Genomic DNA, 23,403 nt, shown 5'->3' with positions numbered 1-23,403 from the left:
CCATGAGCAACGGGTTCCACCATACGGAACCGTCCCGCATGGTGGGAGAATGCCACACCCGCGACCACCTGTCGAGCGTTCACGACGAATCCGCCGAGAAACCCCTTGCAGAGGGGTGTGGAGACCGCCGCCGGGCGGTCAGGTCAGCGGCTCACCGATGCCGCCGGCGCAGGCCGCCCCGGGCTCGGGGGTCTGCGGACCCTGGGCGTACTCGGCGACGAACCGGTCGAGCCGCTCGTCGTCCGGGCCGTCGAGCTGGACCTGGACACCCCACGCGCTGGCGACCACCGGGGACGGGAGGTCGGCGCGGGGCGACACCAGCACGTGGGTGTCGACGGCGGCACGGGCGCGCAGGGCGTTGACCTGCGCCTCGTCGAGCCCGGGGTCGTGGGTGATCCAGACCGCGCCGTGCTCGAGCGAGTGGACGCCGTTCTCGTCGGCGATCTCGGTGTCGTAGACCCCGCAGTTCTGCCACGCCGGTGCGTGCGGACCACCGACCGGCGGGTTCTGCGGGTAGTCCACGTCCTCCTCGGTGTGGTCCTGGGCCAGGTCCGTGAACTCCTCGACGCCCTCGATGGGCCCCGTCGCCGTGGCCTGGCCGGCGTCCTGCGCGTCGGCCGTGGTCGGTGCGGCGGCCGGCTCGTCACCACCCCCACACGCGACGACGACCACGACCAGGGGGGCGGCCACGAGACCACGCAGCCGTCCGGGGCGACGTCGGGCCGTCATGACCGGCCCGAGACGTCGGCCGCGGCGACCGCGCGCAACCGGATCGGGACGTGCTTGCTGACCGGGGTGTTGGACTCGCGGGCGACCGCGTCCAGGTCCACCAGCACGTTGGCCTCCGGGAAGTAGGTCGCGCAGTTTCCCCGGGGGAGGTCGTGGGGCAGGGCCAGGAACGTCTCGGCGAGCCGCTCACCGTCCTGGCTGACCAGGTCGACGACGTCGCCCTCGACCAGCCCGTGGGCGGCGAGGTCGTCGGGGTTGAGCAGCACCACCCGGCGTTCGCCCCGGACGCCGCGGTAGCGGTCGTCGTGGTCGTAGATCGTGGTGTTGAACTGGTCGTGGCTGCGGATCGTCATCATCACCAGCACGTCGTCGGGCAGGTCGGTGACCGGGACCTCGGCGACGCTCAGGCGGGCACGGCCCTCCGGCAGGGACGAGAAGTCGCCGTGTCGGGCCGGGTTCGCCAGCTCCAGTCCCTCGTCGGCGCGGACCCGCGTGTTGTAGTCGTCGAAGCCGGCGACCGACGCCTCGACCAGGTCACGGATGCGGTCGTAGTCGTCGACCAGCCAGCCCCAGTCGACCGGGTGCTCGGCGCCCAGCGTCGCGCTCGCCAGCCCGGCGACGATGGCCGGCTCGGACCGCAGGGCGTCGGACACCGGCGTGTTCGTGCCCCGCGACGTGGTGACGATCCCCATCGAGTTCTCGACGGTGACGAACTGGGGGCCGGCCGCCTGCTCGTCCACGTCGGTCCGCGCCAGGCACGGCAGGATCAGCGACGTCTCGCCACAGACCAGGTGCGACCGGTTCAGCTTCGTGGCGACGTGCACCGTCAGCTCGGCGCGTTCGAGGCCCTCGGCCGTCGCGATCGTGTCCGGCCCGGCCGACAGCAGGTTGCCGCCCATCGACATGAGCACGCGGATGCTGCCGTCACGCAGCCCGCGGATCGTGTCGACGACGTCGACGCCGTGGTCGTACGGGGGCGCGAAGCCGACCGCCTCGGCGAGCCGGTCGAGGAAGGCCGGCGGGGGCTTGTCCCAGATGCCGACCGTGCGGTCCCCCTGGACGTTGGAGTGGCCCCGCACCGGGCACAGGCCGGCGCCCGGCTTGCCGATCGCGCCGCGCCACAGGACGAGGTTGGCGAGCTGGCGGATGGTGTCGACGGCATGGGTGTGCTGGGTCAGGCCCATCGCCCAGCACACGATGATCCGGTCGGTGCCGGCCAGCAGGTCGGCGAACGCGGCGATCCGGTCGCGACCGATCCCGGCCTCGCGCTCGACGGTGGCCCAGTCGACGGTGTCGAGGTGGGCGACCAGCTCGTCGTGGCCGGTCACGTTGGCCTCGACGAACTCGTGGTCGATGCCGTCCCGGCCGTCCCGGTCCCGTGCGAGCAGCTCCTTGAGCACACCGGTCACCAGCGCGAGGTCGCCACCGATCCGGACCGGCAGGTGCATCGACGACAGCTGCGTCCCGGTGATCGCCTCCTTCACCCGGCGCGGGTCCTTGAAGTCCTGGGGGTTGCGGACCGCGTTCAGCCCGGTCTCGGCCACCGGGTTGACCCCGACGATCGTCGCCCCGCCCTCGGCAGCGTGTTGCAGGGCGGTCAGCATCCGTGGGTGGTTGGTCCCCGGGTTCTGGCCCATGATGACGATCACGTCGGCCTCGTCGAAGTCCTCGAGCAGGACCGTGCCCTTGCCGATGCCGATGGTGGGGGACAGCGCCGAGCCGGACGACTCGTGGCACATGTTCGAGCAATCGGGGAGGTTGTTGGTGCCATAGGCCCGGACGAACAGTTGGTAGAGGAAGGCGGCCTCGTTGGAGGTCCGGCCGGAGGTGTAGAACGAGGCCTGGTCGGGCGAGTCGAGTCCCTGGAGGTGCTCGGCCACCAGGGTGAACGCGTCCTCCCAGCCGATCGGGCGGTACCGGTCGTCACCGGGGCGGCGCACGACGGGCTCGGCCAGTCGCCCCCAGGCGTTGAGGTCCTTGTCACGCCAGCCGGCCAGTTCGTCGATGCTGTGCCGGGCGAGGTGGTCAGCGGTCACGACGCGGCGGTCCCCGGCGTCGGCCACGGCCTTGGCGCCGTTCTCGCAGAACTCGGCGAACGAGCGCTCGCCCCGCGGGTCCGGCCACGCGCAGGAGGGGCAGTCGAAGCCCCCACGCTGGTTGACGTCGCGGAGGAGCGGCAGGCCACGGGTGACGCCCGTCCGCAGCAGCTGCCTGGCGGTCACCGCCACGGCCGTCACCCCGGCGGCCGTGTCCTTGATCGGCGTGCGCTCGAAGTCGCCGGTCAACGTGGTCGGCCCGAGCGCCCGACGTCGCCGCGCCAGGTCGTCGGTCGACTCGGGGGTGGACGCGCGTGGACTGGTTGGTGCGGACATGTCGTGCGTCCTCACGGTTCGACGTGCCTGCGAAGGTAGGCAACCCGGCGGAGGCCCGCGCTGGCCCGGCACCGAGCGTCGGTGTGCCGGTGCCGTGCCCGTCGGCACGGGATCGGCACACGCCCCCTGTCGCCGCGGTCGGAGGCGGTGGCCGGCGGGCCCGGTTCGTGCGTCGGGCGGCGCGGACCGCCTGGATACCGTGCCGACACGTCGCCGCGCCCGCTGGCCGACGGACTGCAGGACGAGGGGGATGCCGTGGACACGCTCACCGAGCGCGCCGGGCGTCCGACCCTGCGCGGACGCCTCCACCTCGTCGGCACCGCCCTGCTGGTGGTGGGCTGCCCGTGGCTGTTGCTCGTGGCCAACTCGCCCGGTCGTCGGTGGGCGGTGGCGGTGTTCGTCGTCTCGGTCGTGGCGATGCTGGGCACCAGCGCCGCCTACCACGTCGTGGCCTGGCCGGCCCGGTGGCTGCCCGTGCTGCGACGGGCCGACCACTCCGCGATCTTCATCGGGATCGCGGGGACCTACACCCCGTTCATCGTGACCGCGCTCGACGGGTCGTGGCGGACCTGGATGCCGGTCGGTGTGTGGGCGGGTGCGATCGCCGGGATCGTGGTCAACAACGTCGCCCACCACGCCGCCTCGTGGGTCCGCACGGCCCCGTACCTCGTGCTGGGCTGGGTGTCGGTGGTGCTGATCCCGTCGCTGTGGCGGTTGTCGCCCGCGGTGCTGGTCCTGGTCGTGGCCGGCGGACTCGCCTACACCGTCGGGGCGATCGTCTACGCGCGCCGCCGCCCGGACCCCTGGCCGGCCACGTTCGGCTATCACGAGGTCTTCCACGCCCTGACCCTCGTCGCCGTCGCCCTGCACGCCGTCGCCGTCGGGCTGGCCGTCTCGTCCTGACCCTGCCGGGCCGATCGCGCACGTTGCCGTTCGGGGACCTCGCACCAGTCCGGTGGCGTTCGGTCCGTGTGCTGCACCGGTGGAACGCCGGGCACGGTCCTGCCAGTCCGTGACATCCTGGTGTTCGCGGCGCCCGGGTCCGTGACCGAACCCGGGCGCCGCAGGCGGCAGTTCAGCGGCCGGTGCCACGCGCCCGGTTGAGGTTGACGCGGAGGAACGCCTCGACGTCGTCCCAGCTCGGTCCGGTCGACTCCTCGATGGTCTCGTGGCCACCCCGGTTGGTCTGCCAGGTCGTGGCCTCCTCGGCGTCGATGATGTCGGTGACCGAGTGACCTGCGGACGGCACGAGCGTGAACTTCGCCTCGTTGCCCTCAGCGGTGGTCGCCTCGTAGACCAGCAGGCTCTGGTTGTAGGGCAGGAGTGGGTCGGCCAGGCCGTGCAGGACCCACACCGGGATCTCCGCGCCGTCGATGTAGCTGGTCGGGTCTGCTGACTCGGTCTCGTCGGGGCAGTCCTGGATGCTCAGCAGCGTCGTCGGGAACACTTCCCCGGGGCACGCGACCAGCAGGCCCTCCGGCGACGTCGGGGCGTCATGGGGGTAGGCGAAGCCCATCGGCAGGTCGTTGGCCGCCGCGAAGGCGTCCATGGACAGGAAGTCCGTGGGCGGGAAGAAGGGCACGGCGACCTGGACGGCGCTGGACGTGCCATCGACGCCCTCCTCGCCCGGCAGCTCCAGGGTGTCGCTGGTCGTTGCAGCGAATGCCGTCGCCCAGCCACCCGACGAGTTGCCCATGAAGGCGAACCGGTCCGCGTCCAGGCCGTAGGCGTCGGCATGCTCACGCAGCCACCGCACGGCCGCCCGGACGTCGTGGCCCTGAGCCGGGAAGCGGGCGTCGGAGCTTGAGCGGATGCTGATGGTGGCCACGGCGTAGCCGCGGGCGGTGAACTCCTCCGCCACCGCCCCCGCGTCCGCGGAGTCCTTGGCCGAGTTGCTGAACCACGCCGAGCCCGAGTGCCAGATGACCAGGGGCAGTGCCGCGTCGCCCGCGACGTCGGGGAGGTACAGGTCCAGCAGGTTGCCCGGCACGGCGGGTCCGTAGGCGAGGTCGGAGATCTCGGTCGTCTCGCCCACCGGCGCGGCGCTCGTCGGCGTGACGATGGCCAGGGTGAGTGCCAGGGTGGCAGCCAGGCCGAGGACCAGCCTGGTGGTGCGTCGGTGGAGGCTGCTGGTCGGATACATGTGTGGTCCCCTCATGATGATTTTGGGCTTCTGGGCCCTTCGGACGGCCGGAAAGGGCCGTGTTCGCTGTGCGAACGAACGTGCGCATCGTGTACATCGATCCATCCAAGCACGTGTGCGACCTCGCCGCAAGGGGTCTGGGAGGAGGTCGTCCCGGCGTCGCGGGTCTTGCCGAATCGTGAACGGTCGTGCCCCACGGGGTCCTGCGGGAGGGCGGGGGCGTCCATGCGACGTTGTCGTGGGCAGCTCCGGCGCGACTGGCGCGACGGTGCACGACAGGCATCGCCATGGACCTGCCCACCGACCGACGTCCGTTGCTCCTGGCCGGAGGGGCCGTGTTGGTGGTCCTGCTGGTCGCGGCGTTCCTGTGGTTCCGACCGGACGCGTTGTTCACCGACCGGGTCGTCGACGACGAGCTGGACGCCGGCGTCGCCGCTGCGCTCGCCACCTCCCCGACGCCCGGCCCGGAGGTCGTGGGCCCGACCTCCTCGGCGGAGCCGGTGGCATTGACGCCCTCGGCCGAGCCGTCGTCTCCCACCGCGTCGCCCAGCCCGGCCAGTGTCGAACCGGAGCCGGCGGCCGAGCCGGAGCCGGCAGCGGTCGAGCCCGAGTCCGGCCCCGCCGAGGACACCCCCGCCGAGGACACCCCGGCCGAGGTCGAGGGGGCGGGGCCGACGGTGCTGGCACGGGGCGAGTGGATCTCGCTCGAGCACGAGACGACCGGGACGGTGGCGCTGCTGGACGACGACGGTGACCTCCAGGTGGTCCTCACCGACCTCGCGACGTCGAACGGACCCGACCTGCGGGTGATCCTGTCGCCGAAGGCCGGCGTTCCCGGCGACTGGTACGGCTACGACGACGGTGCGACGTCGCTGGGTGGGCTGAAGGGCAACGTCGGCACCCAGGTCTACGACGTCCCGGACGATCTCGACCCGGCCGACGTCGCGAGCGTCGTGATCTGGTGCGAGCGCTTCTCGGTCGGGTTCGGCGTGGCCGACCTCGCCTGACCGTCGGGCCGGAGTCACCGGGTGTCGCCCGGGGTCAGCTCGCGACGTCGCCGTCGATCGACTCCCGCAGCAGGTCGGCGTGGCCGCAGTGGCGCGCGTACTCCTCGATCATGTGCACCAGGATCCAGCGCAGGCTCCACCGCTCGCCCGCCCGGTCGGTGCGCACCGACAGCTGGTCCAGCGACGCGCCGGCCGTGCGCGCCCGGGCGTCGTCCACCGCGGCCTCGAACGCGGCGAGCAGTTCGGCCCGCGACCAGTCCTGGCCACGGGTCATCTCCGCGTCACGGTCGTCGGTGAAGTCGAGCGAGGCGAACGGTTCGGCCATGGGCTCGCCGGCGAAGCGGGCACGGAACCAGGTCTGCTCCACCCAGGCCATGTGGCTGACCAGGCGTGCGAGGGTCAGGGTCGACGGGGGGTGGGTGATGCGCAACTGGTCGTCGTCGAGCCCCCAGGTGCGGTCGATCAGTGCCGCCCGGTGGAAGTCCAGGAAGGCGGTCAGCGTGGCGCGCTCGTCACCTGCGCGGGGGAGTGGAGGAGCGGGAGGTCGCGGCATGACGCGTCACGCTAGCGCGCACGGACCCGCCGACCCGCGCCGACGGCCACGCCGCCCCACGGGCTCCTAGGGTGGAGCAAGGGCTTGGTGAGGGGCAGCGAGGTGGATGTCGACCTGTCCGACGCGCTCGCGGCATCGGCGTTGCGCACGGTCCCGTCCGAGCTGCTCGGCCACCTGCTCGCCGACGCGATCGAGGAGGTCGTCGAGGAGGGGTCGATCACGCATCGGCAGGGAGACGCGACCGCGCACCTCGAGCTGGTGGTCAGCGGCGTGGTCCGGGTGTTCGTGACCGCACCGGACGGCCGCACGATGACCATCCGGTACTGCCGCCGTGGCGGTCTGCTTGGCGCGATGTCGCTGTACCGGGACGGCTTCGTCATGCCCGCGACGACCCAGGCACTGGTGGAGACCCGGGTGCTGCGCTTCTCGCCTCGGCGGGTGGTCGACATGGTCGGCCATCGGCCCGTGGCCGAGGCCCTGCTGCGCGAGGTGAGTGCGCGCGCCGACCGGTTCCTCGACGAGATCGCGGGCAATGCGTTCTCGACGGTGCGCCAGCGAGTCGTGCGGCACCTGCTCGACCTGGCAGCGGATCACCACGGCGCCCGGCAGGCGGACGGCGTCGTCGTGTCCGTCAGCCAGCAGGAACTCGCGGACGCGGCCGGCACGGTCCGCGAGGTGGTCGTCCGGACCCTGCGGGAACTGCGCGACGAGGGGCTGGTCGAGACGGGGCGCACCACCATCCTGGTGCGTGACCCCGCCCGGCTCGCTGCCGAGGAGGAGTGGAACCTGAGTTCCTGACGCGACGACGCAAGGCCCGCACCCTCACGGGTGAGTGAGGGGGACGACGGTGGTGACGGAGACGACTCGGCGCACGCTCGATGCCCGTGGGCTGGGCGCGCTGCGGGCAGGGTTCACCGGTCGCCTGGTGACGGCGGAGCATGCGGACTACGACCGACGTCGGGCGGTGTGGAACGGTGCGATCGATCGTCGGCCTCGGCTGATCGCGCGGTGCGCCGATCCCGCCGACGTGATTCGCACGATCGCGTTCGCACGGGACCAGGACCTGGAGATCGCCGTGCGCAGCGGTGGTCACAGCTTCCCGGGCCTGTCGGTGGTCGATGACGGTGTCGTGGTCGACCTGTCGATGATGAAGGACGTCACGGTCGACACCCGGGCGCGCACCGTCCGGGTCCAGGCCGGCGTGCTGCTGGGCGAGCTCGACCGGGCGACGCAGCAGCACGGGATGGCGGTGCCGACCGGAGCAGTCAGCCACACGGGGGTCGCCGGCCTCACCCTGGGTGGGGGGATCGGCTGGCTGATGCGCAAGTACGGGCTGACCATCGATCGGCTGCGTGCCGTGGACCTCGTGACTGCCGACGGGCGCCGGCTCGTGGCGTCCCGGTCCCGCAACGCCGAGCTGTTCTGGGGGCTCCGCGGCGGCGGGGGCAACTTCGGCGTCGTCACCTCGTTCACGTTCGACCTCCGACCGGTGGGACCCACCGTCCTGTCGGGCCTGGTGCTGTGGCCCCTGGAGGAGGCGGAGGTCGTCGCACGTGCCTACCGCGCGTGGTGTGCCGGACAGCCCGACGACCTCACCAGTGCGCTGCTGTTCCGCCATGCCCCCGACGCCGACGACATCCCCGAGGAGGTCCGGGGACGACCCGTGGTCGGGGTCATCGGCTGCTGGTCGGGACCGATCGGTGCGGGCGAGCGGGCCTGGGCGCGGATCCGGGCGCACGGGACGCCCCTGGTCGACCTCACCCAGCCGCGCGCGTTCGTCGACCACCAGTCGATGTTGGACGGGTCCTACCCACACGGCATCTGGGTGCACACGCGGGCGTGCAACGTCGCCGAACTGTCGGACGGGGTGATCGCCACCGCCGTCGAGCACGTCGGTCGCATGCAGTCGCCCCGGTCGAGCGTGATCGCCTGGCAGCTCGGTGGGGCCGTCGCCCGTCCCGGCCCTGACGCAGGTGCGTTCGGCGGTCGCGACGCCGGGTTCGTGTTCAACATCACCGGGATCACGGCCGGTGCGGAAGGGTTCGCGCACGAGCGGGCCTGGGTGCGTCGCTTCGGCGACGCCCTGGCAGCCCACGAGACCGGGGTCTACGTCAACTTCCTCATGGAGGAGGGCGACGACCGCGTCCGGGCCGCCTACGGGTCGGCCACGCATCGTCGGCTGCGTGCGCTCAAGCGTGTCCACGACCCCGACAACGTGTTCCACCTGAACCAGAACATCGCCCCGTCGGAGTGACGGGCGTCAGTACTCGATGACCAGGCTGACGATGCCGACCACGACCAGCAGGGCACCGGAGACACGGGTGACGACCCCGTGGTGGCGGGCCAGGAAGCGGGTGAAGGACCGCTGGCGGGCCGAGGCCAGCAGGGGCAGAAGTACCAGTGGCCAGCCGAAGCCGATCCCGAAGACCAGGAAGTAGGCCACCCCGTCGAGCAGCGCGCCGGTGCCCGACACGCCGCCGAGCAGGAACGCCGACAGGATGACCGGCCCGGTGCACGGCAGGGTCATCGGTCCCAGCGCGAGCCCGTACAGGAACGCGCTGCCCGACGCCGAGCGCACCACCGGCGCCGTCCCGGTCCCGAGTCGCTCGAGCGGGTTGCGACCGGCCAGCATCAGCAGGCCCAGCAGGATCACGGCACCGAACGCCACTGGGAGGATCCACGGCACGACGTCGGCGAACACCCGGTTGACGGTGTAGAGGACCGCTGCCACCGCGGTCATGGCGGTCAGCACCCCGGCCAGGACCCACAGCCCCATCCACCGCACCGAGCGCTCGTCGGTCTCGGACTTGGCGGCCAACAGGGCGAACAGGCCCGGGTACAGGGGCAGCAGGCACACGTTGCCCAGGATGGCGGCGTTGCCCAGCGCGAAGGCCTGGAGGTACTCGTTCACGCAGCGGTGTCGAGCTGTGCCAGGATCTCGTCGGCCGACTCGAACCCAGTGGTCAGCTCGCTGACCGTGCCGTCTGCGGCCACGGTGAACTTCGGCGTCGACGGCGGCACCAGCACCCCGTTGCCGAACTGCTCGGCCAGCGTCGCGAGCGAGGCGTCGTCCAGGACCGCGAAGGTCATGTTCGAGAAGCCGTTCTCCGCGGCGTAGGCGTCGAGCCTGGCGGGGTCGAGGTCGGTCTCGACCGACAGGGCGAGGAACACCGCGTCGTCGCCGGCCTGGGCGGCGGCCTGCTGGGTGTCGCCCAGCTGCGACCGGCAGTTGCTGCACCAGGTCGCGAACGTCTCGACGAACACCGGCTGCCCGGCGTGGTCGGCCAGCGTGACGGTCGAACCGTCGGGCTTCGTGGCGACGATGTCCAGGGACGGTGTGGCCGCGGCCTCGGTCTCGGCCGAGTCCTCCTCGGACATCGCGTCCGAGGCCTCGTCGGTCATCTCCTCGGACGGCGCCATCTCCTCGGACGGCGCCATGTCCTCCGACGGCGCCATGTCCTCGGACGGCGCCATGTCCTGGGTCTCGTCCGGCTCCGTCGCCATCTCCTCGGTGGCACTGGCGGTGTCGGTCGGGTCGGCCCCGTCGTCACCTCCACAGGCCGACAGCACCAGGCCGGCGGCCACGCCCACGACGAGCAGGCGTCCACGGTGGCGGGTCGAGGTCAATGACATGGTCGGCCTTCGGGTCGAGGGTCCAGCAGTGATCGTCGATGGTCGCACGTCGCAACGTCCATGGTCGCGGCCCACCTTCCCGAACGCCATGAACGAACCATGAACGCCGATCGGTCGGCCTCGGCGGGGCGTTCCACCACGGTGTGCTCCGGTCGTGCCTCCGCGCACGGCACTCGCACACCCCGCACCCGAGGGGCGCGGGATCAGGGGGCCGAGCGGACCCGGTCGGGGCGGGTGTGGACGTTGGGGTCCCGACCGGCGGCGAAGCCCACCAGCGTGAGGGCGAACGCGTCCGCGACGTCGACCGCCAGGCTCGACGCTGCGCCCATGGCCACCACCACCTCCATGCGTGCAACCGCCGCCTTCATGAGCAGCTCGTAGGAGGCACGGCCGGACAGCACCAGCACGTGCTCGGCGAGCGACCGGCCGTCCAGCACCGCCGATCCCACCAGCTTGTCCAGGGCGTTGTGTCGGCCGACGTCCTCGCGCAGGTCGACCAGGTCGCCGTCGGGGGTCGCCGCGGCGGCGGCGTGGACACCGCCGGTCAGCCCGAAGGTCGGCTGGGCCGCACGCAGGCTGGCCCCCAGTCCGCGGACGACGTCCGCGTCGACGGTCACCCGCGACGCGACCGGCGTGATCCCGGAGTCGGCCAGTGCCTCCAGCGTCCGGCGTCCGCAGACCCCACAGGCCGACGTGACCAGGCCGTGGCGATCCAGGGACGACAGGTCCGGCAGCCGGTCGGCCGCCAGGGTGACCTGCACGGCGTTGCCGACCGCGTCGTCGTCGGCACCCAGCGCGCACGGCGCCACGTCGACCACGTCACGTCGTCCGGACAGGATCCCCTCGGCGACCAGCCACCCCACGGCCAGCTCGTCGTCGTGGCCCGGGGTGCGCATCGTGACCGCGACGTCGCTGGTGGCACCGGCCAGGGTCGCCAGTCGGATCGTCAGCGGCTCCTCGATCGCCACGACGTCCGCGCGGGCACGGCCGTCCAGCGATCGCACGGTGACCTGGTGGGTGGAGGGCCGCTCGGTCATCGCGGGTCCCGGTCTCGCAGGAGCGGGTCGACGTCGCTGTCGACGCCGTCGCGGTGGTCGCGGACCCGGCGCACCAGCACGAACGCGTAGCCGACCCCGACGATCACCGTGAAGGCGAACCACTGGAGCGTGTAGGACAGGTTCTGGGTCGGGTCGGGCGTCGGGGCGGGCTGGGGGACCGGCAGGGGCCCGTCGGACGGCACCTGGCTGGTCAGGTGCACGACCATGGGGAGGAGGTCGGCCTCGGACTGGCGGTCGAGGCGGTCGACGTCGGCGTGGAAGACCGTGGACAGCACCCCGTCGTCGGCGTCACGCGCCCCGAGTCCCTCGGGCTGTCGACCGCTGACCTCGAGGAAGCCGGTCACGGTGACCGTGCCGGCGATCGGCGTGTCCGCGGTCGGGTCCGCGCTGCTGGGCCCGTCCGGCGGGACGAAGCCACGGCGCACCAGCACGGCCGTGCCGTCGCCGAGTTCCAGGGGCGCCAGCAGGTCGAACCCCAGCTGGCCGTCGAGGTCGCGGTTGCGCTGGGCGACCTGCTCGTCGGCCGCCCAGGTGCCCGAGACGGTGACCGGCGTGTACTCCAGCGTCGCGGCCTGCTCCTCCGTGACGGACGGTCCCAGCACCTGGGCGAGCGGGACCGGCGCGGCGTCGAGTCGTGCCGACTGTGCCGCTGCGACCGCCTGCTCCTGCTGGTAGCGGTCCCACTGCCACAGGCCGAGCATCGGGAAGGTGACCAGCACGACCAGGACCACGACGTGCCCGACGATCCAGATCGGCCTCAGCAGCGGATGGCGGCCACTCCCGCGGTCGTCGGTCGGCCGTGGCCCGGTCGCCGTCGGGGCGGCGTCCTCCCGGCGGGTGCGGGGGCCCACCACGTCAGGCCGCCCCGGTCCGCACGTCCGGGGCACCCATCCGGGCGGCGTCGGCGGTCCGGTCGTCGGGCATCGCCTGCGAGTCCCGCTCCGCGGTCACGCGGCCCCGGTAGTGGGCGAGCTCGCGCTCACGGGTCTCGTCGTCCCAGTCCAGGACCTCGGCCATCCGCCGGGCGACCGGGGCGGCCGCGGCCAGGCCGCGGTCCCACGACTCGATCGAGATCCGGGTCCGCCGGGTCAGCACGTCGTCGAGGTGGAGCGCACCCTCGTGGCTGGCGGCGTAGTGCGCCTCGACCTCGAGGTAGTCGTCGGCCTTGGGCAGTGGCGTGGCCAGCTCGGGGTCGTCGGCGACCAGGTCCAGCAGCTCCGTCGTGCGGGAGCCGTAGCGGTCGAGCAGGTGCTCGATGCGGGCCACGTGCAGCCCGGACTCGGCCGCGAGGTCGTGGCGCTGGTTCCACATCGCGTGGTAGCCGGTCGCGCCGAGCAGCGGCACCCGTTCGGTGATCGAGTCCGGCACCTTCTCGGCCAGTCCGTGGGACGCGGCATCGACCGCGTCGGCCGCCATCACGCGGTAGGTGGTGTACTTGCCCCCCGCGATCGTGACCATGCCGGCCACGGTCGAGGCGACGGCGTGTTCGCGGGACAGCTGCGAGGTGTCCTCGGACTCGCCGGACAGCAACGGTCGCAGCCCGGCGTACACGCCCTCGACGTCGTCGTGGGTCAGTGGCGTGCGCAGGAACCGGTTGGTGCGGTCCAGCAGGTACTGGATGTCGGTGGCCGAGGCGGCCGGGTGCGACTTGGCGAGCTCCCAGTCGGTGTCGGTGGTGCCGATCAGCCAGTGGCGACCCCACGGGATGATGAACAGCACCGACGTCTCGGTCCGCAGGATGATCCCGCTGTCGGACGGGAAGCGGTCGCGCGGGACGACGAGGTGGATCCCCTTGGACGCCCGGACCTGGATGCGGCCGCGGCCCACCATCTCCTGGATGTCGTCGGTCCACACCCCGGTCGCGTTGATGACCTGGCGACCCCGCACGTCGATGGTGTCGCCGCCCTCGAGGTCGTCGATGCGCACGCCGGCCACCCGTTCGCCTTCGCGCAGCACGTCGACGACCCGGGCCGACGTGGCGACCGCCGCCCCGTAGCGCACCGCAGTGCGGGCGATCTCCATGGTGTGGCGGGCGTCGTCGACCTGGGCGTCCCAGTAGCGGATCGCGCCGACCAGGGCGGTGCGACGCAGCCCGGGTGCCAACCGCAGGGCGCCACGACGGGACAGCTGTTGGTGACGGGGGAGGTTGCGGGCGCCGCCCAGCTGGTCGTAGAGGGTGACTCCGGCCGTCACGTAGGGGCGCTCCCACACGGCATGGGTCAGCGGGTACAGGAACGACACCGGCTTGACCAGGTGGGGGGCGAGGTCGGTCAGGAGCCGGCCACGCTCGGACAGCGCCTCGCGGACCAGCCCGAAGTCGAGCTGTTCGAGGTAGCGCAGGCCCCCGTGGATCAGCTTGGACGACCGCGACGACGTCCCGGCTGCGAGGTCGCGCATCTCGACCAGGGCGACACTCAGGCCGCGGGTCGCCGCGTCCAGCGCCGCGCCCGCGCCGGTGACGCCGCCCCCGATCACCACCACGTCGAAGGTCTCGGTGCGCATCCGGTCCAGCGCGGTCGCCCGCTGGGCCGGACTGAGCGCGTCGAACTGGTGCAGGCGGGGTGACGCAGGTGTCGACGTCGAGGTCGGAACGGTCGTTGACACCGGGTCGGCTCCCACGGGTCGGGGCTGGCGAGGGTACTTGGCAGGCGACCGTCCCGACCCTGCCGGTGGCGTTGCCGGGATGTCAGTCCGCCTGCCCGTCGAGGCCTTCGCGCCAGTCGGCCACCAGCTCGCAGTAGGTGTCGGGGACCTCGATCATGGCGACGTGGCCCACGTCGGGGAGGTCGATCCGGGTCGCGTCGGTACGCGCCGCCAGCAGGTCGTCGATCACGCGCGTGCCGACCAGGCGGTCCTCGGTGCCCCACAGGACCAGGATCGGCGCCGTGATGGCGGCCACGGTGTCGCGCACCCGGTTGCGGTCGGTGACGTAGGTGCCCAGGAGGGTGTTGGTCGCCCGTGCAAGGCTGTCGACCCGCCACGGGCGTTGCTGGCTGGCGGTCGCCTGCTCGATCCCGATCGCGCGCATGGCCTCGCGCATCGGCTGGTTCGTGCCCAGGACCAGGCCCTCGGTCCCCGCGAACACGTCCTCGGGAGTGGCGGTGGCGTAGAGGCGACGGACGGCGGCGCGACCGAGTCGCCACGACAGCAGGAAGGGGGCGAAGCGGGCCAGCACACCACGGTCGAGGGCACGCAGGGCCTCGCGGTCGGGCGGCCACGGCGGTGGCAGGGCCGGGGAGACCAGCACGAGCCGGCCCACGCGCTCCGGCGTGGTCCCGGCGAGCATGGCAGTGAGCAGCCCGCCCATGGAGTTGCCGTGGACCTCCGCCTGCTCCCACCCCAGCGCGTCCAGCAGGTGGGGCAGGAAGCGCTCCTGGACCCGGATCCGGGCCGCCCGGGGGCCGGGCGGCTCGGTGTTGCCGAAGCCGGGCAGGTCGACCGCGACGACCGGTCGACCTGCCCGGGCCGCCAGGGGACCCATGACCTCGAGCCAGTTGGTCGCGGCTCCCGCCAGGCCGTGGACCAGCAGGATCGGCAGGCCGTCGCCGTCGCCGAGGTCGCCCGACGTGGGCGGGTCGGCCCGCAACACCGACACCGGGTGCCCGGACACGACGACCGTGTCCGAGCGGACGCCCGCCCAGCGATCGTCGCGCTCGCCCCAGTCCGTGGGGGCGTCCGCGACGAGGTCCAGGGTGCCCATGTTCGGTGTGTCTCCCGTGCCGGCGGTGGGTCGATCGGTGGTGCAGCGTACGTCCCCACGGATCCTCGTCCGGCCGGGTCCGTCGTGCGTCGGTTCCGTGGGTTTGTCCCACCCCAGCCGTACGGTTCTCCTCGTCGCGCCCCCCGACGGAACGGACCCCGACGACATGACGACCGTGGCCTGGGTCGCGCTGGTGTTGGTGGTCGCTGGCGTGGCCGCGATCGCGGCCACGATGGCGGTCCGGAGCCTCACGAGGCGCCAGGACGCGGCAACCGAGCACCACTGGGACGCCCTGCGCACCGAGCTGGACGCGCAGCGCTCCGTGCTCGAGGAGCGCAACAGCCGGGCCCTGCACGACGCGGTCCGCACGGTCGTCGACCTCGCCGGGGACAAGCTCACCACCGAGAACGCCGCCTCCCGGGCGATGCTCGAGGAGCGGGACCGCACCCTGGAGGAGCGCGCGTCCCGGATGACCGCCGAGTTCGAGCGCATGCGTGAGCTCGTCGCGGAGCTGGACCGCGAGCGCTCCCGGGGCATGGGCGACCTGCAGCGGCGTCTCGAGGAGGCGTCGCGGGCCACCGGCGAGCTGTCGCGCACCACCGGGGCGCTCAAGGAGGCGCTGGCGTCGTCGCGGGCTCGGGGCCAGTGGGGCGAGCGCATGGCCGAGGACGTCCTGCGGGCCGCCGGGTTCGTCAAGGGGATCAACTACGAGGTCCAGCAGACGACCTCCCGCGGTCGGCCCGACATCACCTTCCTGCTGCCCGCGGGCCGTCACCTGCACATGGACGTCAAGTTCCCGCTCGACAACTACCTGAAGTCGCTGGAGTGCGACGACGAGGCCGTCGCCCACCAGGCCGTCCGCGCCTTCGTCAAGGACGCCCGCAACCGGGTCCGCGAGCTGGCCCGTCGCGACTACGGCGACACGACCGAGGGGTCGCTGGACGAGGTCCTGCTGTTCCTGCCCAACGAGCAGGTCTACGCCTTCCTGCACGACGTCGAGCCCGGCCTGCTCGACGAGGCCCTGTCCCAGCGCATCATCCTGTGCTCGCCGGTCACCCTGTTCGCGGTGCTGGCGGTCATCCGCCAGGCCGTCGACGACCACATGACCGAGCAGCGCTCGGCCGAGATCCTCGACGCCCTCAACGGCTTCTCCGACCAGTGGGAGCGCTTCGTGGAGCACCTCGAGAAGGTCGGCGACCGGATCACGTCCGCCCAGCGTGCCTTCGACACCGTCAACGGGGTCCGGCGGCGCCAGCTGGAGCGCCAGCTCGAGGCGATCGACGACCTGCACCACGACGAGCGGGCCGCCGCCGTCCTGGCCCTGGCGCCACGCGAGGACGTCGACGAAGCCGCGAGCTGAGCGATTTCGGGTCGCAATCGCCCGGAGGCCGGACGGGGTTGGCTATCGTCACCTCCCATCCCGTGCACGGGTGCCCCCGTGCCCCCGGCACCACGAACCACGGCACGACGCCCAAGGATCGTCCCACATGGCCCTCCCCGTCGGGCTGACCGCCCCGGACTTCACCCTCCACGACCAGGACCGCAACCCGGTCAGCCTCGCCGACTTCCGTGGGGACCGGGCGGTCGTGCTGGTGTTCTTCCCGTTCGCCTTCACCGGTACCTGCCAGGGCGAGCTCTGCTCGATCCGCGACCAGCTGCCGGACTTCGACAACGAGCACGTCGTGACCCTTGCGGTGTCCACCGACTCGACCGCCAGCCTGAAGGCCTGGGCGGACCAGCAGGGCTTCACGTTCCGCCTGCTGTCGGACGCCTGGCCCCACGGTGAGGTCGCCCAGGCCTTCGACGTGTTCAACGAGCACGTCGGCGTGGCCGAGCGGGGGACCTTCGTGATCGATCGCGACGGCGTGATCGTGCACGCGGTCCACCACGGCATCGGCGACGCACGCGACGAGAGCGACTACCTGGCGGCGCTGGCCGACATCGGCGCCACGTGAGGTCGCCGACGGGACGCGGTGCGCGTGGCGGGGGTGACCCGTGAGCAGCGACGCGTGGGTGACCGTGATCGTGCTGGTGCTGGCCTTCGGGATGCTGGCGTGGGACCGGCTCGCGCCCTCCGCGGTCGTGTTGTCCGCTGCCGTGGCGCTGCTGCTGGCCGACGTGATCACCACCCAGGAGGCGCTGTCGGGGTTCGCCAACCCGGCGCCGATCACCGTCGCGGCGCTCTACGTGCTGGCCCGTGCCGCCGAGAAGACCTCGCTGCTGACACCGCTGGCGGCCCGCCTGCTGGGGGAGGGGCGGACGCGGCTCGACCTGGCCCGCCTGCTGGTCCCGACCGCCGGGGCCTCGGCCCTGCTCAACAACACGCCCCTGGTCGCGATGCTGACCCCCGACATCGTCGCGCTGACCCAGCGACGCCACCTCGCCGCCTCCCGGTTCCTGATGCCGCTGTCGTTCGCGGCCATCCTCGGTGGGACCATCACGGTGCTGGGCACGTCGACGAACCTGGTGGTCTCCGGCCTGCTCCAGGACATCGGCCAGGCGCCGTTCGGCCTGTTCGAGATCACCCCGGTCGCCCTGCCGGCGGCGGTCGCGGGGATGGTGGTGCTGATCGGCTTCGCCTGGCGACTGGTGCCCGACCGCTCGACCGTGCAGGAACAGGCCGAGGACTCGGTGCGCGAGTTCGTCGTCACGATGGTGGTGCTGCCCGGTGGACCCCTGGCCGGCCGCAGGCTGGGCGACACCGACCTGGTCGGTCGACGCCACGTCTACCTCGCCCAGGTGCTCCGCGAGGAGCAGACCTTCTCGCCGGTGGACATGGACCTGGTGCTGGAGGGCGAGGACCGGCTGGTGTTCGTCGGCGAGGTCAGCGAGATCGTCGGGCTGTACCGGCTCGCGGGGCTGCGCTCGTCGGCCCAGGACCACCTCGAGGCCGTCGCCCAGCCGTCCCACGGCCTGCACGTGGCGGTGGTGGGACGGACCTCGCCGCTGGCCGGTCACACCCTGTCCGACGTCAACTTCGTGTCGCGCTACCAGGCAGTCGTGCTGGCCATCCACCGCGACGGCCAGCGGGTCACCGAGGCCCCGCGCGACGTGCGGTTCCGGCCCGGTGACGCCCTGCTGGTCCTGGCCGACGACCAGTTCCGCTCCAACTGGTCCGAGCGACGCGACTTCCTGTTGATCTCGTCGCTGGGCGGCGACCCGCCGCACATGTCCTCGCGGGCGCCGTTCGTCGCGGCGATCACCGCGGCGATGGTGCTCGTCGCGGGGCTGGGCTGGCTGAGCATCCTGGAGGCGTCGCTGCTCGCCGCCGGCGCACTGGTGGCCACGCGCACGCTGACCTCCAACGAGGTCCGCGACGCCATCGACTTCGACGTCATCATCCTGATCGCCTCGTCGTTCGCGCTCGGGGCGGCCGTGGAGACCACGGGCCTGGCCGAGCTGCTGGCCGACTCGGTGATCGGTGCGTTCGACGGGTTCGGCGACGTCGGGATCGTGTTCGGCCTGCTCGTGGCGGTGACCCTGCTGACCGAGCTGGTCACCAACAACGCCGCCGTCGTGGTCGTCTTCCCCATCGCCACCGCGGTCGCGATGCAGACCGGCGTGGACCTGCGCATGATGGCGGTGGCGATCGCCGTCGCGGCCTCGTGTTCGTTCCTGACGCCGATCGGGTACCAGACGAACACGATCGTGTACGGCCCCGGTGGCTACCGGTTCTTCGACTACGCCCGGGTCGGCCTGCCGCTCAACCTCACGGTCGTCGCCATCGTCACCGCCATGGTCGTGAACCTGTAGCTCAGTAGACCTGGGGGACGAAGGTCTGCTCGTCCATCGGCGGACGCACGTACGGGATCTCCTCGCGCTCGGGCAGTTCCACCGGCTCGGGCACCAGGTCCTCGTAGTCGAACTGCGACAGCAGGTGGTGGATGCAGTTGAGGCGGGCGTTGCGCTTGTCGTCGGACGGCACGACGTACCACGGGGCCTGCTTGATGTCGGTGTGGGCGAAGGTCGTGTCCTTGGCCTTGGAGTACTCGGTGTAGAGCCGGTGCTCCGCGAGGTCCATGTCCGACAGCTTCCAGCGCTTCAGCGGCTCCTCGTTGCGCGACTCGAACCGGCGGCGCTGCTCCTCGTAGCTGACCGAGAACCAGTACTTGATCAGCACGAGCCCGCCCCGCACCAGCATGCGCTCGAACTCCGGGACCGTCCCCAGGAACCGCTGGTACTCGTCCGGGGTGCAGAACCCCATGACCCACTCGACGTTCGAGCGGTTGTACCAGGACCGGTCGAACAGGACGATCTCGCCGCCGGCGGGGAGGTGTTCGACGTAGCGCTTGAGGTACCACTCGGTCTGTTGGCGCTCGGTCGGCTTGGGCAGGGCGACGACCCTCACGGCGCGCGGGCTCGTGCGCTCCGTGATGCGCTTGATCACGCCACCCTTGCCGGCCGATCCCCGACCCTCGAAGATCACCAGCACCTTGATGTTCTCGCGCTGGACCCAGTACTGGAGCTTGACCAGCTCCTCCTGGAGACGGCGCAATTCGGCCTCGTACCACCGCTTCTTCAGGCGACCCTTCTTGTTGTACTCCGGTTCCGGGACATGATCAAGCGCCATCTGGGGGACCTCCCGCTGGTCGGGGCGTGCGGTGCTCCCGACTCTAGGCAGGCCGAACCCCGCACGGTGCACGATCGGCGCACGGGGGTGGGCCGATCACACGGACGTCCACGACGCGGGACGTGCATGGTCACTACGTTGCATCATCCAGCAGACCCGTGGGGCCACCGGTCCCGGAAGGCTCGATCCCGCGTGACCCGCCCGCACCTCGCCGCGCCGCCCCGGCGGTCCCCGGTCCACCTGGCCATCCTCGTCCTGGTGCTGGTCGTGGCGCTCGCGGGCGTTGCACGTCCGGCGTCGGCGGACCCGCAGGTCGACGACTGGGGACGGGACCCGGACGTCCTGTCGGGCAGCATCGAGGAGATCTGCGGCGACGGGCCGGGCCACGACTCGGCGGCCGCCCGCCCCGGTCGCGTGGCGATCATGGACTGGCTGGCGGAGACGTTCCCCGAGACCTCCGGGCTGAGCGGGTTCACCTGTCGCGAGATCCACAACCCGCGGACCTCCTGCCAGGGTCGGCGAGCGCCGGCGGAATCGGACTGCTGGTCGACCCATGCCGCCGGACGGGCGATCGACGTGTTCGTCGGGGGGGCCGGGGACCAGGACGGGACCCCGGTGGGCAAGGAACTGGGTGACCGGATCGCCAACCTGCTGCTGGCCACCGTCGACGGCATCCCGAACTACCGGGCCAGGGTGATGGGTGTCCAGCAGCTGTTGTGGGACGGCCGGTGCTGGAGTGCCCGCCAGCATGCCGACGCCGGTGTGACCGACATCAACGACCTCGACGGCGACTGCGTCGACCTCCATGACGACCACGTCCACATCACCCTGTCCGAGGCGGGCGCGGACGGGCTCACCAGCTTCCACACCGGCGAGGTCTTCCTGGGTGGCAGCGACGAGGGACAGGGTGACGGTCCGGTCGACCTGCCGGCGGGGGATCCACGCGACGCGCACCTGCTGGCATGGAACGCCGAGGACGGCCGCCTCCTGCTGCGTGGTGTCGCCGAGGACGCGACGTTCACCGACGAGGAGGCGTCCGAGGAGCTCGAGACCGGCTGGACGGCCGTGGCGACACCGGACGTCGGCGGCAACGGCAACGACGAGTTGTTCGCCTACGACAAGGTCGACGGCCGTCACCTCCTGCGCGAGATTCGCTCGGACGGGAGCCTGGGCAGCGAGTTGCCGGGCGAGACGACGCTCGATCCGGGATGGTCGCTGGTGGCCACGCCGGACGTCGACGGCGACGGGGACGACGAGCTCCTGCTGTACCGCGGCGACGACGGCTCGTGGGCGCTCCATGAACTGCGTGAGGACGGTGACCTCGGACCGGCCCTGGCGGTCGCCGACGTCCCGCTGGACGTGTTCTTCAGCAACGCGGCCACGCCGGACGTGGACGGTGACGGGGACGACGAACTGCTGCTGTACCGGCGTTTCGACGGACACCACGTGGTGCTCGACTTCGCCGACGCCGAGGCCCTGGCCGCCGTGGAGGAGGCCGACGAGGCGGAGGACACCGACGAGGACGAGGATGCGGACGAGGGCGAGGACGGCGTGGACGACGACGCCGACCCGACCCTGGTCGACCTCGACACGGATGCCGACGACGACGGCCTCGCCAACGTGACCGTCGCGATTGCCCCGCTCGCGCCCATCCTGGTCGACGAGGACGGGCTGCCGGTCGACGCCGAGGTGCTCCCCGAGTCCGACGAGGAGTCGTCGGACGCCGACGAGTCGTCCGAGCAGCCGGAGGCCGACGCCGCGGAGACACCGGCCCTCGGAGGGCCGCTGACCGCCGGGTTCACCACCCTGACCGCGGTCGACGTGGACGCGGACGGGATCGACGAGCTCGCCCTGTACCGCGAGGGCGACGGCTGCCTCGCCGTGCGCGAGCTGCAGCGTCCGGTGGTCGTGGTCGACGAGGTCGTGGAGGACACCGAGGACGCAGGGGACGAGGCCGCCATCCTCGCCGGTGAACAGGTCCAGCCCTGCCTCACCACCGCCGATCGCCAACCCGAGGCGGCCGGCGAGGACGCCGACGACGAGGACGAGGCGGCCGGCGATGGCCGCGAGCTCGACCCCGAGACGTGGCTGCTGGAGTCACGCGACGCGCTGGCGCCCGGCTGGACGAGCCTGGTGGGCGCGGCGGTCGACTGAGGTCAGGTCGGCGTGGACGCGGGTGGTCGGATCGATCCGCCGGCGTCACCGTCGTCGCCGCGACGTCGCAACCGCCGGATGCCGGCGCGGACGACCCGCCAGGCCATGGCCAGGATCGCGGCACCGGCGATCAGCAGGACCACGGCGGCGATCCCCGCCACCAGCGGGTACTCGGCCACCAGCCAGATCATCCCGGCGACCATGCCGTCCTCGAACAGTGACACCGCGATGTTGGACACCGGTTCGGGGGAGGTGTTGATCGCGACCCGGGTGCCGGCCTTGGTGGCGTGGGCGCCCAGCGCCGCACCACCGGTCGTCAGGACACCGAGGATCGTCGAGATGTCCGAGTCGGCCGCGATGGCGCCACCGAGCACGGCGGCCCCGAGCGGACGAAGGACCGTGTGCACCGCGTCCCAGGCATTGTCGAGGTAGGGGACCTTGTCGGCGACCGCCTCGACCAGGAACGCGGCGCCGGCGATCACGATGACGGGCCAGGACTGGACCGCCTCGGGCACGCCCTCGAGCCCGGCGAAGCGTCCCAGCAGCCCCAGCAGGGTGACGGTGGCGTACAGGTTGATTCCCGACGCCCAGCCGGTGCCCAACAGTGCGGCGAGACCGCCGTCCATCCCGGGCCCTTCCTCACCTGGCGTCGTCCGATCGTATCGTCGAGGCCGGTCTCAGGACCCTCCCGCACGCCGTCGCAGGCGGATGACGGCACCCGGCTCCAGCACGTCGACCAGGTCGTCGGCACCGACCAGTCCGGTCGTCACCATGGTGCCGGCGGCGAAGACCTGCGAGCCCGTCGAGCCCAGCATGCCCAGCAGGTCCGCGGCCTCGCCACGGGGCACGGCGCCCGCTTCGACCAGTCGTTGCAGTGCCCGCTGGCGGGCCCAGCCGTCGGGGACCGCCGCCAGCGTCCGCCGGCGATCGGCGCGCTCCATCCCGGCCACGGACGGGGCCGCCAGCACCACCAGCCGCTGGGCCTGGGAGGCGCGCGCGTCACGCAACCGTCGCACCAGCCGGTCGACCTCGTCGCCCCGGGTGGTCACCGGCACGACCGGTGCGATCGAGGCCGCCGCAGGGCGGCCGCTGGCCGGTGCGATCGCGGGTGACGTGGCGCCGGGGCGGGCAGCGGCCCGGTCACGTGCCCGACCCAGGCGTTCCTCCATCGCACGCCGGTCCGCCACGGCCTGGTCGGCAGCCCTGGCCGCCCGGTCGGCGCGCTCGGTGGCCTCGTCGAGGTGACGTCGGACGTCCTCGAGCTCCCGCTGGGCGTGTTCGCCGGCGGACTCGGCGGCGCGTCGGGCGGCCTCGTGCTCGGCCAGCTCGTCGCGGAGCTCGTCGCACTGGCGCTGCAGGGCCTCGACCTGGATCCGGAGCCGCTCCGTGTCCTCGTCGAGCTCGGCCGGTGGCGCGGCCCGGGGTTCGGCGCGTGGCGCGGGCCGGGACTTGGCACGTGGTTCCGGTCGGGGCTGGGGCCGGGG

At 72.3% G+C, this 23,403-nt stretch carries 20 protein-coding genes and 1 pseudogene; 8 read left to right on the top strand and 13 right to left on the bottom strand.

Annotation, left to right across the window (positions count from 1 at the left end; all coding sequences use genetic code 11):
* Nucleotides 1-138: 138 nt before the first annotated feature.
* Together KR546_RS12975 and KR546_RS12970 are read right to left on the bottom strand one after the other, a co-directional pair.
* On the bottom strand, nt 139-729 hold the full coding sequence (locus KR546_RS12975) for a DUF3105 domain-containing protein (protein ID WP_238445141.1): 591 nt from the start codon (nt 727-729) through the stop codon (nt 139-141).
* Nucleotides 726-3,101, bottom strand: coding sequence for an FdhF/YdeP family oxidoreductase (locus tag KR546_RS12970; protein WP_238445140.1), 2,376 nt, complete (start codon nt 3,099-3,101; stop codon nt 726-728). Before KR546_RS12970 ends, KR546_RS12975 begins: the two co-directional genes overlap by 4 nt.
* A 255-nt stretch (nt 3,102-3,356) precedes the next feature.
* Between KR546_RS12970 and trhA the strand changes: the two genes are divergently transcribed.
* Nucleotides 3,357-4,004, top strand: a complete 648-nt coding sequence (trhA, locus tag KR546_RS12965) for a PAQR family membrane homeostasis protein TrhA (RefSeq protein WP_238445139.1) — start codon at nt 3,357-3,359, stop codon at nt 4,002-4,004.
* 172 nt (nt 4,005-4,176) lie between these two features.
* Here the strand turns inward: trhA and KR546_RS12960 are convergent, their stop codons facing one another.
* On the bottom strand, nt 4,177-5,244 hold the full coding sequence (locus KR546_RS12960) for an alpha/beta hydrolase (RefSeq protein WP_238445138.1): 1,068 nt from the start codon (nt 5,242-5,244) through the stop codon (nt 4,177-4,179).
* A 287-nt stretch (nt 5,245-5,531) separates the two neighbouring features.
* On the opposite strand from KR546_RS12960, the gene KR546_RS12955 reads away from it, so the two are divergent.
* A complete protein-coding gene (locus KR546_RS12955; protein ID WP_238445137.1) occupies nt 5,532-6,251 on the top strand; it encodes a DM13 domain-containing protein in 720 nt (239 codons plus the stop codon).
* Nucleotides 6,252-6,285: 34 nt separating this feature from the next.
* Here the strand turns inward: KR546_RS12955 and KR546_RS12950 are convergent, their stop codons facing one another.
* On the bottom strand, nt 6,286-6,804 hold the full coding sequence (locus tag KR546_RS12950; protein ID WP_238445136.1) for a DinB family protein: 519 nt from the start codon (nt 6,802-6,804) through the stop codon (nt 6,286-6,288).
* Between the two features lie 87 nt (nt 6,805-6,891).
* Between KR546_RS12950 and KR546_RS12945 the strand changes: the two genes are divergently transcribed.
* Nucleotides 6,892-7,602: a Crp/Fnr family transcriptional regulator gene (locus tag KR546_RS12945; protein WP_238445176.1), complete on the top strand. Its 711-nt coding sequence runs from the start codon at nt 6,892-6,894 to the stop codon at nt 7,600-7,602.
* Between the two features lie 52 nt (nt 7,603-7,654).
* Nucleotides 7,655-9,058, top strand: coding sequence for an FAD-binding oxidoreductase (locus KR546_RS12940; RefSeq protein WP_238445135.1), 1,404 nt, complete (start codon nt 7,655-7,657; stop codon nt 9,056-9,058).
* 6 nt (nt 9,059-9,064) lie between these two features.
* On the opposite strand, the gene KR546_RS12935 is transcribed toward KR546_RS12940, so the two are convergent.
* The 6 genes from KR546_RS12935 to KR546_RS12910 all read right to left on the bottom strand — a co-directional run bounded on the left by KR546_RS12935 (nt 9,065) and on the right by KR546_RS12910 (nt 15,195).
* Complete coding sequence (locus tag KR546_RS12935) at nt 9,065-9,715, bottom strand: cytochrome c biogenesis CcdA family protein (RefSeq protein WP_238445134.1); 651 nt, start codon at nt 9,713-9,715, stop codon at nt 9,065-9,067.
* Entirely contained in the window at nt 9,712-10,437 is a 726-nt protein-coding gene (locus KR546_RS12930; RefSeq protein ID WP_238445133.1) for a TlpA family protein disulfide reductase, read from the bottom strand. The genes KR546_RS12935 and KR546_RS12930 overlap by 4 nt, the downstream gene beginning before the upstream one ends.
* 203 nt (nt 10,438-10,640) lie before the next feature.
* Entirely contained in the window at nt 10,641-11,474 is an 834-nt protein-coding gene (fdhD, locus tag KR546_RS12925; protein WP_238445132.1) for a formate dehydrogenase accessory sulfurtransferase FdhD, read from the bottom strand.
* Nucleotides 11,471-12,349 (bottom strand): SURF1 family protein, encoded by an 879-nt coding sequence (locus tag KR546_RS12920; protein WP_238445131.1) that lies wholly within the window; start codon nt 12,347-12,349, stop codon nt 11,471-11,473. The genes fdhD and KR546_RS12920 overlap by 4 nt, the downstream gene beginning before the upstream one ends.
* A 1-nt stretch (nt 12,350) precedes the next feature.
* On the bottom strand, nt 12,351-13,997 hold the full coding sequence (locus tag KR546_RS12915; RefSeq protein ID WP_238445175.1) for a glycerol-3-phosphate dehydrogenase/oxidase: 1,647 nt from the start codon (nt 13,995-13,997) through the stop codon (nt 12,351-12,353).
* Nucleotides 13,998-14,181: 184 nt separating this feature from the next.
* Nucleotides 14,182-15,195, bottom strand: a complete 1,014-nt coding sequence (locus tag KR546_RS12910) for an alpha/beta fold hydrolase (RefSeq protein WP_238445130.1) — start codon at nt 15,193-15,195, stop codon at nt 14,182-14,184.
* 166 nt (nt 15,196-15,361) lie between these two features.
* On the opposite strand from KR546_RS12910, the gene KR546_RS12905 reads away from it, so the two are divergent.
* The 3 genes from KR546_RS12905 (at nt 15,362) to KR546_RS12895 (ending at nt 18,948) form a co-directional block, all read left to right on the top strand.
* Nucleotides 15,362-16,555 carry a DNA recombination protein RmuC gene (locus tag KR546_RS12905; protein WP_238445129.1) on the top strand — a complete coding sequence of 398 codons (1,194 nt, stop codon included), beginning with the start codon at nt 15,362-15,364 and terminating at the stop codon, nt 16,553-16,555.
* 127 nt (nt 16,556-16,682) lie between these two features.
* Complete coding sequence (locus KR546_RS12900) at nt 16,683-17,150, top strand: peroxiredoxin (RefSeq protein WP_238445128.1); 468 nt, start codon at nt 16,683-16,685, stop codon at nt 17,148-17,150.
* A gap of 40 nt (nt 17,151-17,190) precedes the next feature.
* Nucleotides 17,191-18,948, top strand: coding sequence for an SLC13 family permease (locus KR546_RS12895; RefSeq protein WP_238445127.1), 1,758 nt, complete (start codon nt 17,191-17,193; stop codon nt 18,946-18,948).
* Nucleotide 18,949: 1 nt separating this feature from the next.
* Here KR546_RS12895 and ppk2 read toward each other — a convergent pair whose 3' ends face one another.
* The gene (ppk2, locus tag KR546_RS12890; RefSeq protein WP_238445126.1) at nt 18,950-19,765 is read right to left on the bottom strand and encodes a polyphosphate kinase 2; all 816 of its coding nucleotides are present in this window, start codon (nt 19,763-19,765) and stop codon (nt 18,950-18,952) included.
* 192 nt (nt 19,766-19,957) lie between these two features.
* Between ppk2 and KR546_RS12885 the strand changes: the two genes are divergently transcribed.
* On the top strand, nt 19,958-21,919 hold the full coding sequence (locus KR546_RS12885; RefSeq protein WP_238445125.1) for an FG-GAP repeat domain-containing protein: 1,962 nt from the start codon (nt 19,958-19,960) through the stop codon (nt 21,917-21,919).
* Between the two features lie 2 nt (nt 21,920-21,921).
* Here KR546_RS12885 and KR546_RS12880 read toward each other — a convergent pair whose 3' ends face one another.
* Both KR546_RS12880 and KR546_RS12875 read right to left on the bottom strand, forming a co-directional pair.
* Nucleotides 21,922-22,545 carry a DUF4126 domain-containing protein gene (locus KR546_RS12880; protein ID WP_238445124.1) on the bottom strand — a complete coding sequence of 208 codons (624 nt, stop codon included), beginning with the start codon at nt 22,543-22,545 and terminating at the stop codon, nt 21,922-21,924.
* Nucleotides 22,546-22,596: 51 nt separating this feature from the next.
* Nucleotides 22,597-23,403: pseudogene (locus KR546_RS12875) on the bottom strand (hypothetical protein); the annotation flags it as partial.

Origin of the sequence: Salsipaludibacter albus (genome assembly GCF_019798055.1) — a bacterium.
In the GTDB taxonomy this organism is placed as follows: Bacteria; Actinomycetota; Nitriliruptoria; order Nitriliruptorales; family Nitriliruptoraceae; genus Salsipaludibacter; species Salsipaludibacter albus.
Note: the sequence above shows the minus strand (reverse complement) of the source record. Positions and strands in the feature narration are given on the sequence as shown.

Bases quoted from the DNA above. Each gene is read 5' to 3' on its own strand.
- KR546_RS12975 (WP_238445141.1), bottom strand. From the start codon at position 729: ATGACGGCCCGACGTCGCCCCGGACGGCTGCGTGGTCTCGTGGCCGCC.
- KR546_RS12970 (WP_238445140.1), bottom strand. From the start codon at position 3,101: ATGTCCGCACCAACCAGTCCACGCGCGTCCACCCCCGAGTCGACCGAC.
- KR546_RS12960 (WP_238445138.1), bottom strand. From the start codon at position 5,244: ATGTATCCGACCAGCAGCCTCCACCGACGCACCACCAGGCTGGTCCTC.
- KR546_RS12955 (WP_238445137.1), top strand. From the start codon at position 5,532: ATGGACCTGCCCACCGACCGACGTCCGTTGCTCCTGGCCGGAGGGGCC.
- KR546_RS12950 (WP_238445136.1), bottom strand. From the start codon at position 6,804: ATGCCGCGACCTCCCGCTCCTCCACTCCCCCGCGCAGGTGACGAGCGC.
- KR546_RS12930 (WP_238445133.1), bottom strand. From the start codon at position 10,437: ATGTCATTGACCTCGACCCGCCACCGTGGACGCCTGCTCGTCGTGGGC.
- fdhD (WP_238445132.1), bottom strand. From the start codon at position 11,474: ATGACCGAGCGGCCCTCCACCCACCAGGTCACCGTGCGATCGCTGGAC.
- KR546_RS12915 (WP_238445175.1), bottom strand. From the start codon at position 13,997: ATGCGCACCGAGACCTTCGACGTGGTGGTGATCGGGGGCGGCGTCACC.
- KR546_RS12910 (WP_238445130.1), bottom strand. From the start codon at position 15,195: ATGGGCACCCTGGACCTCGTCGCGGACGCCCCCACGGACTGGGGCGAG.
- KR546_RS12905 (WP_238445129.1), top strand. From the start codon at position 15,362: ATGACGACCGTGGCCTGGGTCGCGCTGGTGTTGGTGGTCGCTGGCGTG.
- KR546_RS12900 (WP_238445128.1), top strand. From the start codon at position 16,683: ATGGCCCTCCCCGTCGGGCTGACCGCCCCGGACTTCACCCTCCACGAC.
- ppk2 (WP_238445126.1), bottom strand. From the start codon at position 19,765: ATGGCGCTTGATCATGTCCCGGAACCGGAGTACAACAAGAAGGGTCGC.
- KR546_RS12880 (WP_238445124.1), bottom strand. From the start codon at position 22,545: ATGGACGGCGGTCTCGCCGCACTGTTGGGCACCGGCTGGGCGTCGGGA.